This window comes from Natronohydrobacter thiooxidans (assembly GCF_001884735.1).
In the GTDB taxonomy this organism is placed as follows: Bacteria; Pseudomonadota; Alphaproteobacteria; order Rhodobacterales; family Rhodobacteraceae; genus Roseinatronobacter; species Roseinatronobacter thiooxidans_A.
Genome location: NZ_MJAP01000032.1, coordinates 1 through 17,105, shown reverse-complemented (window position 1 = coordinate 17,105; position 17,105 = coordinate 1). Strand labels below are relative to the sequence as shown.

Genomic DNA, 17,105 nt, shown 5'->3' with positions numbered 1-17,105 from the left:
TGTTTTCCGGGCCGTTCATCAATATAACTTGACAGAATCGAGATAGTTGCCCAACATTATTTCAGATAGGATGAAAGGGCAGGATCATGCCTGTTTTTCACGTCATGAGGGGCCGAATGGCCCAATTATTTGCATCAATTATCTCTCTGGGCGCCATAAGCGGGTGCACGCAAATCGGCGGAGAATCCGCGCGCAGCAGTGAGACCTGCGTTGCACCGGAACAGCAGCGCGGCAAGTTTGTGGACGCGCCGTCCTATCCGCTTTGCCCGTCGCCCGGGATGGCGTCCGCGATGGCACAGAATTACTGAATATTGCGTCTTTTGCGCGGGGGCGCGTTATGAAGGCAGAAATGCGGAACTCGATCGCTCAATCGCCCCCGAACGTCGAATCCTTGTGCTTGAGAACTGACAAAACCCGTTGCCTGATGGTATGGCTGCTGGAGCTTCAGAAAAATGCGACCGCGGAGGAATTGATCAGACTCTCCTCGCGTTTCAAGACCTGGAAAATCGTATTCGTCCACTCCTTCCCGAACTTTTCGCCAATGGTGGAGGCGCGTGTGATTTTTGAAGCCTTGCCGCCACTGGCAATGCTGCGCGCGCATCCCGGACTTTGCGACTGGTCTGCATGGCTGCAGGACCGCAGGGCGCTGTTGATGTCGAAATGGTCCCCGGAAAAAGAAATATGCTACGGGCTCTCCTTCAATGATTATGCTGCATTAGTGCCCAAGCGCGCCGATGCGGTCCATTGATCTTGTCCTTGTCCTAGATGCGCGGTTCGAAGGTGGCGCCTCGACAGCAGTTGTCACGGAAATCGCCGCGTTGCTGGAAGACCCCGACCTGACGGTTGGCCTGTTGCTGATCAAGGCACATCTGTTGGGTCTGCCCTTTCCGGTGCATCCGCAGATACGCCGCTTCATCACGGAAGGCCGCGTTGTCGTCCTGCGCCCGCATGAGGCATGGCAATGTCGGCTCGCAGTCATTCATCACCCGGTTGTATTCGAGAACATGCCCCGCACGGCACTCCCCTTGCGCGCGGAGCAAGCGGTGCTGGTATTGCACCATCCGATGCGCGACGCCTCTGGCGCGTTGCAATATGACCTGCCGGTGATCGTGCAGACCATCCGCGCAAGCCTGTGCGACGATATCCGGATCGCACCGGTCAGTGCGGTTGTGCGCAAGAGCCTCTGGCCGGAGTGGCGCTTCGATGCTCCGGTCACGGATATCGACTGGAAGAACCTGCTCGATCCGCGCGAGTGGCCTTTCGACCCGGAACCCAAAGGCCCGCCACTTGAACCGATCATCATCGGACGCCACGCACGTCCTGATCCGTTGAAATGGCCGGATACGCGCGAAGAGGCCGCCCTGGCTTATCTCGCCGACAATCCGAGGTTCGAAGTTCGGATTCTGGGCGGCGGCCCTTTTCTGGAAGAGCTTTATGGCACGCCCCTGCCCGCAAACTGGGTCGTCACGCCTTTCGGCTATGACACGGTACCCGGTTTTCTGGCCGGTCTGGATGCCTATGTCTATTTCCATTCAAGCCGTTGGAGCGAAGCCTTCGGGCGCAACATCATGGAAGCGCTCGCCTGTGGGCTGGTGACGGTGCTTGCACCTGTCTTTTCCCGCGAGTTCGGCGACGCGGCGCTATATTGCACGCCCTCGGACGTCGGGCCCATGCTGCTTGAGCTTGCCGCCGATCCCGAAGCATGGGCCGCGCAGCGTCATCGCGCGCGGCTCTGGGTCGAGCGGCATTGTGACCCCGCTTTCGCGCGCGACAGGCTACGTCCCTTCGGATTGCCAGCCCCATCCGGTTCGATGGCAAGCAATACCGGCGCCACCGGGTTTGCCGCGCCCGCAGTGCAGCGCGAAACTTCGAAAACGGTGTTGTTCGTGTCGACGAATGGGATCGGCGTGGGCCATCTGACGCAGCAGATGGCTATTGCGGATCGGCTTCCGCAAGGTTTGGTGCCCGCATTCGCCTCGATGTGCCTGAGCTTGCATGTCGCGGCCGAGCAGGGCCATCCGGTGTTCTATCTTCCCCATCACAAGCATCTTGAGGCCGAGTCAGAACCCTGGAACAGGGTGCTGGCCGAAGAGATATTCGATCTGCTGCGCCATCTTCGCCCGGTCCTGCTGGCCTATGATGGCACGGCCGTGTTCGGTGGCGTGACAGCCGCTTTGCGCGAATTTCCCGACCTGATGAGCATTTGGGTGCGCCGCGCCATGTGGCGCGAATGCCATCGCCCGTTTCTTGACCATGAAAGCACATTCACGGCGGTGATCGAACCCGGAGAACTCGCCGGAGATCTGGACCACGGACCGACCCGCGCACGCCGCCCGTTTGCCTATCTGGTGCCCCCAGTGCTGCATATCGACCCTGCCGCCCGCATGGACCGGGCCGCCGCGCGGAGGCATTACGGGCTGGAGGACGATCATCTGGCAATCGCGCTTCAACTGGGCTCTGGCGCAAACTTCGAAATGCGCAGCTTGCGGCGCAAGATTATCCAGCGTCTGCTCGCGGACCCTCGGGTGGTGATCCTCGATATCGTCTCGCCGCTTGCGCCACTGCCAGAGCAAGCAGACACGCCGCGCCTGCGCATTCTGCGCGAGTTTCCGAGTTTTCTCACCAGCCGCGCGATGGACGCGGCCGTCAGTGTCGCGGGGTATAATGCCTTTCACGAACAGCTATTGGGCGGAATTCCCACGCTTTTCATCCCCAATGAAGCCCCGGAAATGGACAGCCAATTGACGCGCGCGCAATGGGCCAATGCCTGCGGGCTGGGGCTGATCCTGCGTGCGCGCCACGATATTGGTGCATTGGATCAGACGGTCGCGCGGCTGCTTGACGATGATTTTCGCGCGGCATGCAAGGACCGTCTGGCCGGATTGCCACAGGAGAATGGCGCGCGTGACATCGCCGAGTTCGTCACCGATTACAGCGCCATGATCCGGACAGATCGCTGGCCTGAAGACATCTATCCGCGCTGAGCACAGCGGGTCCCGACCGCTGGGCCGTCCGGTTCCCGCGCGGGAACGGTGCTTCAATATCCAGTCACATAGTCCTGCACCGCTAGGGCGTGACGCGGGGCCCGGTCATATTCATCGCCTGTCCAGGCATCGCGGAGCCGCGCTCCGAGGCGCAGCAAGATATCAGCATCGGCGCTCTGGTCAGGCACAGGTTCAATCACCAATCCCCGCGAGGCCGGTGCGATATCCGACAGATCAATGGGTTCTTCCGTCACCAGCGCGACCAGTTGCCCCGCCCCCAGCGGTTCGGCGACGGTAAATGCGAACCCGTAGGTCGGATCGGGGATCGTGATCGGAAAACCCTTGCGTATCAGTGACTCACGCCCCTGTGCCGCGCTGAAGCGATTGGGAAAAATCTGCACCAGATGGCCCGCCGGGTTCAGGTCAAAAACAGTAAGATAGCCATCAAAACTGGTCTCGATCCGGAACTGCACCTCTGCCCCTTTCAGAAGTGGACCATCCGCAAGAATGTCGAGCTGCACCTCGCCGGGAGGAATCTGGGCTTTGGCAGGCACGACCAGCACCGCTTCCACCACTTCTGTCAAGGATGGCGGGTGGTAGATTTCCGGAGCAACCGTAACCGATGCAGCATATTCCGCAGCCTCCGGTTCTTGAGATTGATCCGTCCAGCGCGGGTCCAGCACGGGCAGGATCTGCTGCGACAGCGGGGTTTCCAGCGTTGGCGTCAGACCAAAGACACAGGCTGCGCCCAATTCCTCGCAATAGAGTTGCGATTCCCGCGTCAGCCATGAGTGAAGCTCGGCATGGGTAACCTTGCCGTCTCCGTTGAGGTCGGCTTTCCCATCGGCCAGACCGGCAACGAAACGGGCCGTGAAAAACCCGCCCGGTTCAGGCAGGCGGGTATCCTCGAATGCCAGTTGATGCGAACTGACCGCAGACCAGACTGTGCGCGTGTCAATCGCCTCGACGATCGCGCTTGACCGCCGCAGCCCGCGCCCGGCACCCGCGATCGAACGCACCGGCGCTGTCACTTTTCCTGCTGCTTGCTGCGCCCGCAGCAAGGGCAGGGGAAACCGCGTGACCGGCATATCCGCAGGCAGAACGGCCCGCGTGATCCCGCCCGAATGACAGGCATCGACCAACACTGTCACCTGCCGGTCCTCCAGACGCTGCAAGAGCGCATTCAGTTCCTTGTCCCGCAGGAAATTCTGCACCTCACCTGCATCATCAAGAAACGTGTCATGCGTGATCAGAATCTGGTCAAAGGTCTCGCCCGGCGTCAATGACGGCACCTGATAGCCATGGCCTGCGAAGAACAGAAACAGCCTGTCACCCGGCGCGGTGCCCGCGATCAGCCATGTCTCGAAAGCATCGAGCACTGCCCGTCGCGTTGCCCTTGCATCGGTGAGGATCAGAATATCCTCTGCCTGATAGCCCAGATGACTGGTCAGGAACGACTCCATCATCGCGACATCATTCACAGCGCCCTGAAGCGGTGGAATGTTGGGGTCGCTATCATAGGCGTCAATCCCGACCAGAAGTGCGCGATCCGCCGCTGCCGCGAAGGGCACAAGCACGAAGGCAAGGATTGCAGGCAAAAGGCGCGAGGCGAACATGAGCAGAGCTCCTTCAGAAGGCGTCGCAATCGGTCACGGGCAGGGACCGGCGCGCGTATAAAGCGGCAATATGCCTATTTCATAATTGCTTGCGGAAATTTCGGCACGCAGCGCATCGAGCGCGGGCCGGACGGCCTGTCGGCCATCAAAGGCGCCCAGCGCGGCGATCAAGGCCGAAGGGTCGGTCGCGCTCGCCAGCGCGATCAGGTGATCCCCGCCGAAAGGTGCGGACACTTCCAGCGGCATGCGCCATGGCTGTTCAGGGGGGAACTGGAGGGGATCACCGTAGCGCGCGACGGGATAGAGGTGTTGCAATGTGCCGTCCGAGGCGATGTTGAACAGGGTCAGATACGACCCTTTGCGCGGGGAGATCGTGACCTCGACCTGCGCCCCCTCGCAATGTGTTCCATATCCCGGCGCAAGGCTGACATCGAGTGGCGCAAGACACTCGCCAAGCCGGTTGAACGCGGGCAGCACTTGCCATTTTTCCACCACGGCGCGCAAATGTGCGATCTGGTCCTGCGCCCCGACAGGCAAGGTTGTTACAATATCGCCGTGCAGACTGGTAATCGCGCCACTGTCGCGGTCCCAGCGCAGCGCGGCATCCTCTGGTGCGGCAGGTTGCGCGCTGCGCGCCAGTGCCGCGTAAAGCTGCGCCTCGGTCGCCGTATCGAAGCTTTGCAGGGCAAGACCCAACGGCGTGGATGAAGGCATCGCACGCGCAAGGCACGTCGCAAGATCCGTCCGGGCGGGTGCCGCCGCCACGGGCAGGGTTTGCGCTGTCTCGCGCGAGGAGTCGCGCAACACGGGCGCGCCGGTTTCAGCAGGCGCCGCCACAGGAAGGAGCGGCGCGGCCCCGTCGCCCGCAAAGGCAATAACGGGGAACTGACGCGCTTCGGTCATCTCGCGCACACGCACGGCGAGATAGCGTTGCAGTTCGCCGCGTGTGATCACGCCGTCACCGTCCAGATCGGCGCTGCCTTCGATCGCGCGGGCAAAATGATAGCTCAAGGCGCCACGCGGCATGCCATCAATCGGAATTTCAGTCACCACCAGCGTGTCGAGTGTCGCACCCACATAGAGTTCATGCTCCAGCACTGGTTCGGCGGCGCTTTGTGTCTCGGTGACAGTGGGCGGCGGAAGGGCATCTTGCGTAATCGCACCATATTGCGCGAACCGCGTCCGACCCTGCCCGACTGCGCGATTCAATGTGCCGCTATGGCAGGCGTCAAACACCAGAACCACGTTGAACTCGGTGGCGCCCTGCACAAATGCGCGCCATTCATAATCGAAGATGCGTTCGTAATTCTGCGGATATTCCGGTCGGAAACGACCAAGGACCATGACCTCATCCAGCCCGTCCTCAACCTGGTCGGGATTGCGCGCCGGTTCTCTCGCGCCATGACCCGCATAGGTTATCATAAGCGTGTCGCCCGGATTTGCCCGTGCTTTCAGGGCATCAAGTGCCGCGAATATGCTGTCGCGCCCCGCATCATCATTTATCAGACGTGTCACCGAACGCGCGCCCTGCGCCTGCAGCACATCGGCGATATCATGCGCGTCGTTCACGGCCCCTTCCAGATCGCGCAGACTGCCGCCTGCGCTTTCATACCGGTCAATCCCGATCACCAGCGCGTGCACTGCACTTGCCTGCGCGCGATGGCTTGCTGCGGGCAGGCCCAGAAGAAAGCAGATCACGATCAGACGCAACATAGCCAAGCCCTTGTCGTTAGTGCCGGACCAATTCGACGCGGCGGTAAATCTGATGCAGTTGCGCGGTGCTGTAGAGCGCGGGGTTATCGACCTGCATCGGCACATCCGGCCCCTTCCCCTGCACCTCGATCCTGCCCGCAAAACCTTCACTTTTCAGATAATCCGCGACCGCCCATGCGCGCGATTCGGAAAGCCTGAGGTTGAATTCACGGCTCCCCACGGGATCGGTATGGCCGATCAGCGTGATCGCATCGATCTTCTGACGGTTGAGATAGTCAAGCATGTCGGCGGCGGCTTTCGCCCCCTCGGATGTGAATTCCGCAAGTCCGAATTCAAACTGCACCGGCACCGCAACAACTGCAGGCACAAAACTGCGGACAGATACCGCAGCCAGCCCTGTCGGGTCATTGCTGCGAGAGCGCGTTGTGGGCACATATTCCGGCGCGAGCAGGCGGCTTGCCTGCGCCTTGCGGTGAATTGCCGCCGTCACTTCTACCGGTGGTTCGGTGGGCGTCAGCGCTTCCGATGCGATCGTGTCAAGCGCGGCCTGAAACTGGCGCGTCGCGGTCACATGGTCGTTCTCCTCAACGGCCATGTCCCCGAGGGCGGCATGCGCCTGCCAGAGCGGCCCATATGACAAGGTGCGTTCCAGCGCGCTGCGCAATTCCGCGCGCGGCGCCCCTTTGTTGAACAGCGCCAGCGCCTCGTTCCAGGCAAGTGCCGCTGCGCGCTGCGCCAGATCAAGCTCCAGCGCACCGCAGGCTTGAGCAGGTCCAAGAAGCTCTGCGAGCGCTGCAAGGTCATGCGCGTCATAGGCCGCGCCCCCCGCCGCCCCAAGTTCTGCGCAGCTTGGCTCAGAATGTGCCATCTGCCCGACACCCAGAATCATGCACATGGCAAGACCCAATTTCTTCATTCTGACCCCTCCTTCGCGTCGCGGCTCTCTGCGTCAATCCTCTGCCGTAAATCCGTAGCGCGCCGCCATATGCATCCACCCGGTCAAGCCGTCAGACCGCCGCACGCGCCCCCAGGCGCCGCTGGTTTCCAGCACAGCCACACGCGTTCCGTTGGTCATGCGCGCCAGCGACGCATAGTTGGTTCCGGGCCCGGCGCGCAGGTTCATATAGCCCGAACCTGTGGTGTCATATGCGACGCGGACAGTGATCGTCCGGCGCATATTCCGCCAAGCGGCAGGTGCACCGAACCGCGCCCCTGTCGTGCAATAGGCGTCATCCGGGTAGAACCCCGCAGCCTTGCCCTGCGCGAGGGCGGCATTGGCCTGTGCCTGGGGCACGCGACGCGAACTGATCGCAAACCAGCCATTCGATGACGGATAGATCTCGACGTCATGCAACTGGCCACGCGGCAAAAGGGCCACGAAATCGACCGCCTCTTGCAGATTGGGCCGTGACGCGATGGTCACGGCGCACCAACCGGAGGGGATCCCGTGCCCACTGGGCGGAAGGGCGGGCGTCGCAGTGTGATCAATCACCGGCACTGATCGTTCCTGCACCGGCTCTGGCATGGGGGACACTGCAGCCATATCCTGCGACGCGCTACATTCGCGTTCAATGAAACGCTGCGCGATGTTTCGAAACGGATGATCGGAACAATCCTCGACAAATGCTTCATAGGCATAGCATGCTCCGATTTCGCGCACTTGCGTGAAATAGGCGTCGCATATTCCTGATTGTTCTGATGGGGGCGCCACAGGGGCGGGTGCAGACCGGGCAAGCTCCTGCGCAGCTGGCGGCGCTTCTTCTTCGTCGCGCGGCGGGTTGAGATAGATCGACGCCGCAGAAAGAGACCCATAGGTGAAAGGCTCTTGCCTGCGCCCGGTCGTTTCCATCACCTTGTCCCGGACCTTGCGGAACATCAGACCGAGTTCCAGCCCCGGCGTGTCGAGCACAGACAGAAGCGCACTGGTATAGGGGCTGTTGCGCCCGTCACCATCTGCAGCCACCTGCCCGGCCCGCGCGGCAAAGGCCACCAGCGTGCCTTCGGTCGGATCCACGCGCGCCAACCCTCGCCCGACCGAGCGGGAGCGATCACGCCGGTCCATGCTGACGATGAAAGGATTGTCGCGGCAGGCATCAAGGATCACCAGTTTCAAGCCTCGCGCCCGGCTAACAGCCGAGAGCAACACTGACATTGGCACTGCCTCGAACTCGACATCTATGTCCGCTTCGAGCCGCGCATCGACCGGGATAAGCCAGTTCTCCCCTTCAACTTCCATGCCATGCCCCGCGAAGAAAACCAGCGCCTCCTGAGAGGATGCGGCCTGACGCGCAAAGCGTTGCACGGCATGCGTCATCTCCGCGAGCGACAGGTCCTGCTCAAGCGTGACCGTGAAGCCCAGCTCGGACAGTTTCAGCGCCATGTCTTCGGAGTCATTGCGGGCATTGGGCAGCCGCGCGGTCATAGTGTATTCCGAATTCCCGATCACCAATGCAACCCGGTCTTGCGCCAAAACCGGCTGGGCGAGCATCAATGCAAGCGCGACGGTCCAATTGAACATGAGAAACCGGCAGATCATTGTTGTTTTGTCCTCTGCGCATTGGCGTATCGCAATAACGCCGCCTCGCTGCGCTGGCCCCAGGTGCCATCGGCCGGACCAGGATTTTCGCCCAGATCGCGCAAGACCCTTTGCACCGCCTGGATAACCGCAGCGTCGCGTTCACGCGCGTTTTCCAGAAACCAGTTATCGCCTGCCAGTATCGCATCGATGTAATAGCGCGCCGCGCGTTCGGCATCGCGTTCCACGCTACGCCCTTCTTCAAGATAGATCGCGGCCATCGTCATTGCGTCTTCATCGCCAGCCGCCGCACTGCGCACATACCAGTCGAAGGCTTGTGCGAAATCCTGTTCAACGCCAGTCCCGTTAGCGTAGAGAACAGCAAGGTTGTACATCGCCGTAGCATTGCCGACCTCGGCGGCTTTCGCGTAATAGTCCCGCGCCGCCGCAAGGTCCTGCTCGACGCCGCGCCCCTTCTGATAGGAAAAGCCTGCCGAGACCATGGCGCGCGCATGCCCGGAATCTGCGGCGCGCTTGAACCAAAAAAATGCCTGCGCCTCGTCTTGCGGGACACCCAGACCATTCTCATGCATGTAGCCCAGATTGTTCATTGCGGATAAGTTGCCATCCGCCGCGGCCATGCTGATCAGACGCAGTGCCTCTGGTAGATCGATCTCGGTTCCTCGCCCGACCAGATACATCCAGCCAAGATTGGCAATTGCGTCAATATCGCCCTGAGCCGCGGCGCGGCGATACCAGTTCAGCGCTTCATCATGATCCTGTCTGACACCTTCACCTTGCTCATACATATAACCAAGGTTGGTCATTCCCGTAGAACTGCCGCGATCTGCAGCAACGCGCGTCAGGCGATAGGCTTCGTCCAGATCCTGCGCTACGCCATAGCCGTTGAGATACATCCAGCCTAGAGTCGCGGTCGCGTCGATGTCCGAACGCTCTGTTGCGCGCTGCAACCAGACTGCGGCCTCCTGTGCATCCGGCGCGACACCCGCGCCATCAAGATACGCGCGCCCGACATTGCGCATGGCAACGTCGAGACCAGCCTCTGCGGCCAGTCGGTAGAGGCGGAACGCCTCTGTCTGGTCAATCTCGACTCCTGCCCCTTCAGCATAGGCGACCCCGAGATTGTTCAGACCGATAGGATGCCCTCCCGCAGCCGCGACCCTGTACCAGCGAACAGCGTCTTCATCGGCACCGCGCGCACTCAGAATCCGCCCGAGATAGGCCGCAGATTGCGCGTCATCCGGGGTTTGATCGAGTGCCAACTGGCAAATCGCCAGTGCCTGTGTGGTGTCGCGCCCGTCAAGTTCGACGGGGCTTGCGGCATCCGGGCTGGCAAGCGACGCACAGGCGTGATGCGCGATCGAATTGCGCAAACTGATGCAGTCCTGCGGCAAGTGTTCCAGAAACCGCGCGATATCGGCCTGCGGGCCAAGCATGCGCCAGGTGAAGGCCAGGCTTTCACAATGCTGCGGTTCGGTAATGGCCAGAGTCGGCGACGCCAACGCCTTGAGCCGATCTGCCGACAGAGCGCCGAGTGCCGGACATTGCGCCCCATAGCTGTCCACGAAACCCTGAAGCGCGGATCTGCTATTGCTGTCGGCGATGGCTGACCAGACCGACAAAGCCATGGCGCAGGCGTCTGACGGGCCTGATGCTGCGGGTATCGCGATGCTGGGCTGCTCCTGTGGCGGGTTGAGGTAAATGGCACGGGCGGGCAGCGAACCATAGGTGAAGGGCTCTTGCCGCCGCCCCGTCGATTCGAATACCGCATCACGCACTTCGCGGAACAAAAGCCCGAGTTCCAGTCCAGGCTGCGCCATGCGCGCCAGCAAGGCAGTGGTAAACGGGCTGTTCTGCCCGTCACCATCACTGGCCACCTGCCCCGCGCGCGCCGCGAAGGAAACCAGCGTGCCGTCTGCGGGCTCGACCCGCGCCAGACCACGACCCAGCGACCGCGTCGTATCGCGACGACCCATTGTATTCAGAAATGGATTGTCCCGGCACGCGTCCAGAATAACCAGTTTCAGACCGCGCGCACCGCCAACGGCCTGCAGTATCGCCGACAGTGAAATGGTTTCAAAACTGACATCCAGATCGGTCTGCAATTGTGCATCGACGGGCAGCAGCCAGTTTTCACCACCGAATTCCATGCCGTGACCGGCGAAGAACACCAATGCGTCCTGCACGCCATAGCTCGCCCGCGCAAAATCGCGCAGCGCCACGTTCATCGCCGACAGCGTCAGATCCTCGGCCAGAGTGACGGCGAAACCGAGTTCCGCGAGAGCATCGGCCATGGCACGCGCGTCATTTCTGGCATTGGGCAAGGCTGCGGAGTTTTCGTAACTCGTATTGCCGATAACCAGCGCAACCCGCTTGTCGGCCAAAGCCGCGCTTGCCCAGATCACAAAGAATCCGGCGAGCACCGCGAATTTCCACAAATATGCGGCACTTAAAAGGCGTGGAAATTGATGGGTTGCTCTCGGCTGCATGATCCTTCTTTTCCCTGACGTGCCACGTCAATAATTGCCGACTTCCAGATTGATGATCTCGACACGCCGGTTTTCCGCTGCGCGCGGATCATACGGGTTCTTCAGTCGCTCCAGCCCGAAACCGACAACCACCAGTCGCTCGGGCGGAATGTAAAATGTTTCCACCAGATATTCCCGCACCGACCATGCGCGCCGCTCCGACAGGTCTTGATTGTAACTTGCTGAGCCCACGCCATCCGTGTGGCCCGCCAGCACGAAACGCTTGGATTTCAACTGATCAGACGTCAGCGCCTGTCCGACGCGAAACAAATCCGGCAGAGACGTGGCGCGCAATCTGTCGGAATCGAAATCAAAGAGGATTTCCAGATCGATACGCGGCAATTCCCAGGTGGTGGCGATGGTGGCGAGTTGCGTGCGCGCCTCGATGCTCAGGCCGCGTGTTGGCATGCCCTCCAGAAACGCCTGCGCCGTGGCATCCGGCCCGTCGGGGATTGTCTGCCCGGCCATGATCCCCCGTGCCGCAGGCGCCGGACGCGTCAGACTCTGGACCAGGGTGTCCGTATCGAGTGGCTGGGCGCCGGTCTGTCCCGCGACCCCCAGAAACAGGATGCAGCACATATATTTGACAAGTCGTAACATGACCGTCTCCTCTGGCAGGTTTCATCCGCTGCGCGCGTGGCCGCGCAGTTCGGTGTCAGTGCTTGATCACGTCAATGGTGACCGATGCGAATGCCGAACGCCCCTCATCAGCCAAAACAGCCTTGCTGGCCTCGATCACGATCCCGCGTTCGAGCGGCTGAAACCGCGCCCTCGATGCCGCGACAAGCTCTGCTGCATCCATCGGCGGCTGTCGACTGCCCGGTTCGCGGCAATAGGCGAGAAGTTTCTCGCCCGAACCCGGACGGTCGAACCGCAGTTGCAGCGAAGACTGCGGCTGCGGCACGAGCCTGCGCTCTCCGGCCTGCAAAACGGGATTGCCCAGAACCTCGGTTGGCAAAACCACGATCCGGTCATTGACCTCGATATAGACGATCTGCAACTCGCAGGTGCGGTTCGCTTCAACCTCAAAGGTCAGAAGCTCATTCACCTGCACACGCTGCCGCGGGACATGCAAACGCAAGCGCAGCGGATCATCGGGTTGCGCGGGCGGCACATAGGCCGGGATGTCCTGCGCGACCTGATACGCGGTTGTGTCGAGATAAACCGCCTCCTGCACCGCAGTCACCGCCGCCTGAGCGTAGTCTTCCGCAGGCTTCGGCGGCTCATAGGCGATATAGTCGTCAACAGGCACATAGGGGCGCAGGCGCGTCAGGCGCGGCAGAAGCGCAGGCCACAACTCTTCTACTTCTTCACGCGTGACGAACTGGCCCATATCGAAGCGGGTCAACCAGCCTTGAAGCGTCTGCTGAAGCACCGGGTCGCCCATCTGACGTACGCGCAGGCGCAGCTCTTCCGGCTCCAGATAGAACAGACGCGCGAGCCAGCCTTCGTCCATCCGGCGGAACTGCACGTCGGCAAGGAAGGTAATGATCTCGCCCGAACCATCCGGCGCGATCAGACTGACCGGTCGTCCCGCAACGCTGCTTTGTGTCGCATTGATCTGCTGCAGCGCCTGCACGAAGAAATCCGTATCGGCGCGGTAATAGCCATCCATCACGGATTGCTGCGGATACATGCGCAACAGCACATCACGCGTGCGCTGATCGTAGCGCGGATCACTTTCGATGAAGCCACGGATCTCGTCGCGCTTGGGGATGATCCCGTTGTCATGACAGGTAAAGCAAGACCGCGCGTTGACGATCTCGACGCCTTTGCCCACGGGCCGTTCCCGGAAGGAAACAATGGCGGTCGGGCCCTCGGACAGCCGACGGCCATCGGCTTCCGAGAGATAGTATCCCTGCATGCCATTCGCGAGCGAGAAGATCATTTCCCCGCCATCATGTTCGAAAGCTTGGGTTCCGGAGGGCGTATAGCCAAGTTCCTCGGGGCCATCCGGATGCAGGATCAGCGATTGCCTGCCGACATCGCCCGCAAAATCATAGGATTTCCAGTAATAACCACCGCGCGGAAGGTCGAACCTCTCAAGCATCCGGTTGTGATCGGACACGCCGGAATTCTGGGCCGTAAACCCTGCCCGCACCATACGGAGATCGCCGATAAGCTGGTTCACATTCAGACCAAGCCGACGCTCCAGGACGGCGACATCATCGGGCAAACGCAAGAGCATGTCGTAAAACGGTGCTTCCGAAGCAAAGCGCGTGAACCAGTCCGCGCCCATGATGGGCACAAGCGCCGTAGTCCCGGAACTCAACACACCAAGCAGCGATTCAGACGAGGGGTCGATCGCATAGGGATAGCGCGGGGCAAGCTCGGCCCAGATTTGCGGGCTATACCCTGCTTCAGCCGCGCCGTCGGTGAATTTAGCCAGCGTCAGCGCATCCCAGTCATCGGCCGTCCAGTCATAGCTGCGCAGATCAATGCGCACCAAAGCACCGTCTGTCCCCTCGACCGGGTCCACCATCCTGAGCACCGAGGCGCGCGAGACGGAATTGAGAAATTTGTTCAACCCCGTATGCAGATAATGCATCGGATTGCGCAATGCGCCTTGCGCATCGCAATCGACACGCGGCAAAGGCACGTTCGCAAAGCTGAGATAGCGGATAAAGCGGCGGTCAAACTCGTCAAATTCGCCCAGGTCACGGACCGCAGCAGTTGCGAGGTCGACAAAGCTGCCGCCCACGAATCTTGGCAATTCTGATGCGTCACTGACCTGTGCAACGGCGGGCGCGCTGGCAATCGCAGGCACCGGTTCTGCCACCGCGCCAAGGCCATCAATCCACGACACCAATGTCTGCAGCTCGTCCGGGGTAAGGCGCGGCAGGCGGCCTGTCGGCATCCGGTTCGATGCGATCGTGTCATAGAGCAATGATGCTCTGTGATCGCCGGGAATGACCGCGCCACGATCCCGCGCAAGCTCTTGCAGTGATCCGGTGAAGAAACTGCGCTGGTTGGTCATGCCTGGCCCATGGCAACTGCGACAGTGCTGTTCCAGAATGTCATCGGCAGCCGCTTCGAGGGCCGGATCCATGCTGGGCGCGGCCGAAGCAGGCACAACCGGCACTGCTGCAGGCGTGGGTTCGGGTGCTTCGCAATAGGCCTCGATGCGCTGGATCAATGCGAGAGCTCCGGTGCGATCCGGGATGACACTCTCCGCGCTTTCGGCACCCGGGGCGGCGCCGGTCGCAGCAGGTGCAGTAACCGCCTGCGCCAGCCGTGTTTCGGTCGTCATCGGCGCAGGTGACATCATGCGCGGCACAGTGGCCGGGTCAATCGGAGTTCCCGACAGGAATGCATACATCGCGACGCGGTCTTCATGTGGCAATTGCGCCGTGGCACGCGCAATCCGCCGCATCGTCGTGCTGACCATCGGTGTACCACTTAGCCGCAAGCCCTCGACCATCGCACCATTCACGAAATCCTCAGGCGCAAAATTCGCGAGCCGCGTCGCTCCGATCGGACCCGCATATTCCCCCAGCATGCCGGTCTCGCCCATGAAGGCGCCTTCCGGATCCATCCGGTTCGCCAGCGTCCCTGCGCGCCGCGAATGACACTCGCCGCAATGGCCCAGGGCCTGCACAAGATACTGTCCGCGCGCCATCTGATTATGATCGAGCGATTCAAGCGGTGAGCGAAGGTCAGACCAGAAGCCCAGAATGAGCTGGTCGAGCATATTCGCCCGGTGCGGGCGCGAGGCTGCATCACTTTGTGGCAAAGTCGCCATATATCCGCGAATGTCGAGCGCGTCCTCCGGTTGCATCCGCGAATAGGCCGGGAAAGGAAAGACGGCACCAAGATAACTGCCACCCTCCGGCTTCACTCCGCGCAGCACCGCGTTCAGAAACTGGGCATTGCTCCAACTGCCGATACCTGCGTCGGGATGCGCGGTGATATTGGGGGCGTATAGCGTGCCGAAGCGCGTCTTGAACTCCATGCCGCCCGCCAGAACATCATCATCACCGTCAATCGCATGGCACGCTGCGCAACCGGCGGCATTGTACAGGGACTGACCGCGCTCCGCATCAGGCTCATAGTCCTGAAACGCCGAAGCATCAAATGGCTCCGACCCGAGAACTGGCGTAAAGGGCATCGCAAACGCCAAAGTCAACGCCTTGATAATACGCATGTTTCCCCCTTTTTGCGCTCACAGAATCCCGCGCGCTATCATGTCTGTCACCTTCGCGCAGGCAGCCGCCGCGCAATGTCTTGTCTGTCACCTCACCGAAACTCGAAACGTTCGAAATACACATGCGCAGGCGTTTTGCCTGCGGCTTTCAACTGGTCCAGTAGCCCCGTCCGCATCGGCCCCGGCCCACAGAAAAACAAATCCGCCCTGCCCATTTCGAAAGGCACAAGTGCCAAGAGTGCCGCCGCATCAAATCGCCCGGCAGTATCGCTTTCGAACAGATGCAAAGTGAAATTCGCGCTGCGCGCCGCGGCGGCCTCCAGCCGCTCGATCCCCACCGCATCCGCGCGGTTGCGCACACAATAGACCATGACGATCTGCCGCGCTTCATTGGGCGAAAGATCGTCGGCCATGGCCAGAAAAGGCGTTACGCCGATACCACCCGCCACCCACACCTGCAGATCCCCGCCGCGCAAGTAGCTGAATTGTCCATACCCCCCCTCAAGCAACAGCTTGTCACCCTCTTGCAGCAGATCGCGCAGGCGTCGGGTGTAGTCGCCCAGCCCGCGGATGGAGAACTGGATCTTCCCATCCGGTAAAATGCCGGAAACCGTGAAAGGATGCGGTTCTCGCAGCCCATTTCGACGGGCAGACAGGAAGGCAAAATTGCCGGGCCGGGTGCTTAGGCCGCGACCAAGCGGCTCGGCTTCGACGATCGTGGCCGCAACATGCTTTGTCACCGAAGTGACGCGATAAGCGCGGCGACGCAGCACCGCTCCGAACTGTGTATAGAGAAACGAGCCCACACCAATGATTGCCATCATGTTGAGCCACCATCCGACGGGATCAGCCGCTGTGAACGGGGCTTTCACGAAATACTGGTGAAACACGAGCGCCAGAAAGACCACACCGACAAGCCGGTGTGACTGTCGCCAGATGTGATACGGAATTTCGTAAGGCAAACGCGGCAGGCGCTTGACAGCGCTTACGAGCAGCAGGATCAGCATGGCATAAAACGCAGGCTCTGCCACCTTGACAGAGGTTTCGGCGAGCGAGCCGGGCGCAACAACGCCTTCCAACTGAACAAAGCGCAGCTGCGTGTGTATCAAGATCAACACGATGACAGAGATGCCGATCCATTTGTGCAGCTCATATACCCGGTCCAGACCGCCCACCATGGGTTCAACAAGGGCTGGCCGTGTGGCCAGAAACAGATTGACGGCCATCATCGAGAAGGCGACAACGCCCGCCGAGAGCGCAATCTGATTGCGGACTGTTTCATGCCCGGCTGCGAAATAGGTCAACGCAAGCGGAATCACGCAGCAAATGGAAAATACCAAGACCCGGCCAGACAATTGCTCAGCCCCCGATCAACGAAATCTGTGAAGAACCAAACCAACTGGGGAAATCTATAAGTGCGACAAATTGTAACAGCTTTATCGATTCGCTCCAATGGAAAACCGGTTCTGAGCGAGGCATACTCGCAACAGACGATCCCTGCAGAATGGCTCTGGAAACGCAAAAACCTCCGCGGCAGGGCCTGCGGAGGTTTCGCAATTATCGTTGGTTGCGGGGACAGGATTT

Annotated in this window: 10 protein-coding genes; 2 read left to right on the top strand and 8 right to left on the bottom strand. The window is 60.9% G+C overall.

Going from position 1 to position 17,105, the window contains the following annotated elements:
- The first annotated feature begins 337 nt into the window (after positions 1-337).
- Both BG457_RS12570 and BG457_RS12565 read left to right on the top strand, forming a co-directional pair.
- A complete protein-coding gene (locus BG457_RS12570) occupies positions 338-748 on the top strand; it encodes a hypothetical protein (RefSeq protein ID WP_139257734.1) in 411 nt (136 codons plus the stop codon).
- Positions 735-2,984, top strand: a complete 2,250-nt coding sequence (locus tag BG457_RS12565) for a glycosyltransferase (RefSeq protein WP_071797527.1) — start codon at positions 735-737, stop codon at positions 2,982-2,984. The genes BG457_RS12570 and BG457_RS12565 overlap by 14 nt, the downstream gene beginning before the upstream one ends.
- Before the next feature lie 53 nt (positions 2,985-3,037).
- Here BG457_RS12565 and BG457_RS12560 read toward each other — a convergent pair whose 3' ends face one another.
- The 8 genes from BG457_RS12560 to BG457_RS12525 all read right to left on the bottom strand — a co-directional run bounded on the left by BG457_RS12560 (position 3,038) and on the right by BG457_RS12525 (position 16,825).
- Complete coding sequence (locus BG457_RS12560; RefSeq protein WP_071797526.1) at positions 3,038-4,600, bottom strand: caspase family protein; 1,563 nt, start codon at positions 4,598-4,600, stop codon at positions 3,038-3,040.
- A gap of 33 nt (positions 4,601-4,633) precedes the next feature.
- The gene (locus BG457_RS12555; RefSeq protein WP_071797525.1) at positions 4,634-6,313 is read right to left on the bottom strand and encodes a caspase family protein; all 1,680 of its coding nucleotides are present in this window, start codon (positions 6,311-6,313) and stop codon (positions 4,634-4,636) included.
- Between the two features lie 16 nt (positions 6,314-6,329).
- Positions 6,330-7,229 carry an OmpA family protein gene (locus tag BG457_RS12550; protein ID WP_084657624.1) on the bottom strand — a complete coding sequence of 300 codons (900 nt, stop codon included), beginning with the start codon at positions 7,227-7,229 and terminating at the stop codon, positions 6,330-6,332.
- Between the two features lie 33 nt (positions 7,230-7,262).
- On the bottom strand, positions 7,263-8,831 hold the full coding sequence (locus BG457_RS12545) for a caspase family protein (RefSeq protein ID WP_175546797.1): 1,569 nt from the start codon (positions 8,829-8,831) through the stop codon (positions 7,263-7,265).
- Positions 8,832-8,845: 14 nt separating this feature from the next.
- Complete coding sequence (locus BG457_RS12540; protein WP_175546796.1) at positions 8,846-11,272, bottom strand: caspase family protein; 2,427 nt, start codon at positions 11,270-11,272, stop codon at positions 8,846-8,848.
- A gap of 93 nt (positions 11,273-11,365) precedes the next feature.
- A complete protein-coding gene (locus BG457_RS12535) occupies positions 11,366-11,977 on the bottom strand; it encodes an OmpA family protein (protein ID WP_071797521.1) in 612 nt (203 codons plus the stop codon).
- 55 nt (positions 11,978-12,032) lie between these two features.
- Positions 12,033-15,521 carry a c-type cytochrome gene (locus tag BG457_RS12530; protein ID WP_071797520.1) on the bottom strand — a complete coding sequence of 1,163 codons (3,489 nt, stop codon included), beginning with the start codon at positions 15,519-15,521 and terminating at the stop codon, positions 12,033-12,035.
- 92 nt (positions 15,522-15,613) lie between these two features.
- A complete protein-coding gene (locus BG457_RS12525; RefSeq protein WP_175546795.1) occupies positions 15,614-16,825 on the bottom strand; it encodes a ferredoxin reductase family protein in 1,212 nt (403 codons plus the stop codon).
- Positions 16,826-17,105: the final 280 nt, after the last annotated feature.

What these genes read in the sequence shown, in the direction of transcription:
- BG457_RS12570 (WP_139257734.1), top strand. Translation starts at nt 338, where the DNA reads ATGAAGGCAGAAATGCGGAACTCGATCGCTCAATCGCCCCCGAACGTC.
- BG457_RS12565 (WP_071797527.1), top strand. Translation starts at nt 735, where the DNA reads ATGCGGTCCATTGATCTTGTCCTTGTCCTAGATGCGCGGTTCGAAGGT.
- BG457_RS12560 (WP_071797526.1), bottom strand. Translation starts at nt 4,600, where the DNA reads ATGTTCGCCTCGCGCCTTTTGCCTGCAATCCTTGCCTTCGTGCTTGTG.
- BG457_RS12555 (WP_071797525.1), bottom strand. Translation starts at nt 6,313, where the DNA reads ATGTTGCGTCTGATCGTGATCTGCTTTCTTCTGGGCCTGCCCGCAGCA.
- BG457_RS12550 (WP_084657624.1), bottom strand. Translation starts at nt 7,229, where the DNA reads ATGAAGAAATTGGGTCTTGCCATGTGCATGATTCTGGGTGTCGGGCAG.
- BG457_RS12545 (WP_175546797.1), bottom strand. Translation starts at nt 8,831, where the DNA reads ATGTTCAATTGGACCGTCGCGCTTGCATTGATGCTCGCCCAGCCGGTT.
- BG457_RS12535 (WP_071797521.1), bottom strand. Translation starts at nt 11,977, where the DNA reads ATGTTACGACTTGTCAAATATATGTGCTGCATCCTGTTTCTGGGGGTC.
- BG457_RS12530 (WP_071797520.1), bottom strand. Translation starts at nt 15,521, where the DNA reads ATGCGTATTATCAAGGCGTTGACTTTGGCGTTTGCGATGCCCTTTACG.